This window comes from Sphingobacterium sp. 40-24, assembly GCF_001899705.1.
Lineage (GTDB): Bacteria > Bacteroidota > Bacteroidia > Sphingobacteriales > Sphingobacteriaceae > Sphingobacterium > Sphingobacterium multivorum.
Window position 1 is genome coordinate 1 of record NZ_MKWH01000045.1, and the last position, 2,300, is coordinate 2,300.

Consider the following 2,300-nt stretch of genomic DNA (forward strand, 5'->3'; position numbering starts at 1 on the left):
TCGCTCTTTTTTGCTTACCTGCATAGTTGACAAGGGTATCTTTTACATACAGGTCGTAATGCACTACTTTCTGTGCAAACAACGTTTGGGTGCAAAGCAGTATCAGCACTGTTTGCAGTATTCTTATGGGTATTTTTTTATATCTGTTCATTAGTTGAAAAATTTTATTTAATGCTTTTATTTAATGCTGTCTTCCATTGTGCCAAACCACGCCATCAAAACCTGCTTATCCTCCGGTGATAATACTGCATTGCGATGGATGAGTGTGTATGACGACAAAGGCATTTCCCCGTCCTTGACCTGCCCCGCCATAGCCCTGAACTTGTTACGCTGCCTGCGGGCAGAATATTCGCCAAATTCGCTAAAGTTGAGTTCCTCTTTGCCCTTTTTGATATGCCCTGCCATGTACCATGCTCCGGGCTGGATACGGCTGTACCACGGGTAACGGGTATTGTTGCTATGGCAGTCATAACAGGACTGGACAAGGATAGCCTTTACATTTTGGGGTACGGCGTACACCCTTTCGATATGGGTGGCTGGCACTTCATCCGACTGGTTCCGTAACGGCTGAAAGAACTGTATGCCGATGAGGATAACAGCCAGTCCCAATATGATTTTCTTTTTTAAGGACATATCAGTTCTTTGTGATAGTTTCCGTTACAGAGCCACAGCCCGGCATCTTAGCACCGTAGTACGGGTTTTTGATTTCCTTTGTTTCGCTTAACCAAAATGCCCCTTTTCCATCGTTAAATTTGGGACAGGCTATCTTATATACGGGCTTGCCCAAATCGAATGATTTGGCCAAATCGTAAAAGTCTTCGCCCAACATGACAAGGTGTTCCCTTTGGTGTTGGATGTTGCCCAAATTGGCGGCTATATGCACGCCATTTTCCTCGATGCTCGGGGAGATGTCCTTATAAGCCTTTAGCTGCTCTGCATTAAAACTGGTCGTATCCATGCTGTAAAGTGTCTTTACCAAGCCCTGCGCCGCAAATACCGCCTCCTTGTCATCATCTGAAGAAAGAGCGGACACCAACTTCCCATACTGCCCAAACAGACCCGGTATGGTCGGCTCTTCGCTTGCAGTATGATTGGCGTGTGCCGTAGTGTCCGTATGGGTTTCGGCAGAACTGTTCTTCTTTTCCGAATTGCCGTTACATGCCGATAATATAAATACGGCGATACCAAGAACTGTTGAGATTACATATTTCATCGTTAGTTAATTTTAAAAGTTAATTACTGTTTTTGCTTTTTTAAATAATTGGTGTAGTTATCCCTGCTTTCAAAGTAGGATACTTCACCGTTGTTTCCCGTAACGGCAATCACCGCAAGAGCCTTGTCTACCTGCTTATGAGAATAGGGGTCTATCGCCATCCGCACGCTGGCATCGTTTGGAATGCGCTCCTTGCACATTTCGCAGCATCCGTAGTAGGTTTTACCGCCAAATTTTACGTCAAACTGCTTTTTGCCCATATAGGCATCGTTGACCATGCAGACTTCATCCGATGGAACCAATTCACCCATTTGGGTACTATGCCCGTGGCTTTCCGGAGTTGCCTGCGAATGATGCTGTTCCGCTTCATCCTTATTTGACCCTGCCTGCCCGCAAGCGGTGAATAGCAGGGCTGATAAGGAAATAAAGCCAATTATTATTTTGCTCATGTCGAAACTGTTTTTTGAAATTTTATTATTTACTTTCTTCAAACTCTTTTAGCTTGCGCTTCATCAGTTCAATTTCTTCCGCTTGGGTTTTAAGTATGTTTTTTTGCAGCTCTATCAGTTCCGGGTCGGTCAGGTTTGCCTTTTTGGACATCAAGATGGCTGCTGCGTGATGGGGTATCATACCCTTTGCAAACTGCTTGTCCCCGACATTGATTTGTTCCCTGATACCAAACCATGAAAAGATGCCAACGGCAACCGAGATGATGGCTATCGACCAATTCATCTTTCCGTTGGGGTACATCACTTTCATTATCGCTAATTCGATAAGCAGCATTGCCGAGGTCATCAGCAGGGTCATGTACAGGTTATTGATATTGGGTATCAGGTTCTGCCACCCGTCAATCATGGCGTACATGATAAAATACATCACTGCGAACATGGCGACAGCCATCACCGCAAAGCGTTTGTACATGCCCGAAGCATGTTTTGGATTGTGCGTGCCATGCTCCGAGGCATGACCCGCATGGTGACTGTTTTGCATATTTTCCATAACCCCGAAATTTATTTGCTGTTAATTGTTTTTTCCACCTTACCGCAGGTCAGCATTTTAGAACCGTAGTAAGGGTTTTTGATTTCCT

4 protein-coding genes are annotated in these 2,300 nt (G+C 44.8%); all 4 read right to left on the bottom strand.

Annotated features, from left to right (window positions below; translation table 11 throughout):
* Positions 1–177 precede the first annotated feature (177 nt).
* From BGP15_RS17915 to BGP15_RS17930, 4 genes are read right to left on the bottom strand one after another with little or no spacing between them, the layout of a single operon-like run.
* Complete coding sequence (locus BGP15_RS17915; RefSeq protein ID WP_286770357.1) at positions 178–633, bottom strand: heme-binding domain-containing protein; 456 nt, start codon at positions 631–633, stop codon at positions 178–180.
* A 1-nt stretch (position 634) separates the two neighbouring features.
* Positions 635–1,213, bottom strand: coding sequence for a DUF3347 domain-containing protein (locus BGP15_RS17920; protein WP_286709899.1), 579 nt, complete (start codon positions 1,211–1,213; stop codon positions 635–637).
* A gap of 23 nt (positions 1,214–1,236) precedes the next feature.
* Entirely contained in the window at positions 1,237–1,662 is a 426-nt protein-coding gene (locus tag BGP15_RS17925; RefSeq protein ID WP_286709898.1) for a hypothetical protein, read from the bottom strand.
* A gap of 25 nt (positions 1,663–1,687) precedes the next feature.
* Positions 1,688–2,212: a DUF305 domain-containing protein gene (locus BGP15_RS17930; RefSeq protein ID WP_286709897.1), complete on the bottom strand. Its 525-nt coding sequence runs from the start codon at positions 2,210–2,212 to the stop codon at positions 1,688–1,690.
* Positions 2,213–2,300: the final 88 nt, after the last annotated feature.

What these genes read in the sequence shown, in the direction of transcription:
- BGP15_RS17915 (WP_286770357.1), bottom strand. Translation starts at nt 633, where the DNA reads ATGTCCTTAAAAAAGAAAATCATATTGGGACTGGCTGTTATCCTCATC.
- BGP15_RS17920 (WP_286709899.1), bottom strand. Translation starts at nt 1,213, where the DNA reads ATGAAATATGTAATCTCAACAGTTCTTGGTATCGCCGTATTTATATTA.
- BGP15_RS17925 (WP_286709898.1), bottom strand. Translation starts at nt 1,662, where the DNA reads ATGAGCAAAATAATAATTGGCTTTATTTCCTTATCAGCCCTGCTATTC.
- BGP15_RS17930 (WP_286709897.1), bottom strand. Translation starts at nt 2,212, where the DNA reads ATGGAAAATATGCAAAACAGTCACCATGCGGGTCATGCCTCGGAGCAT.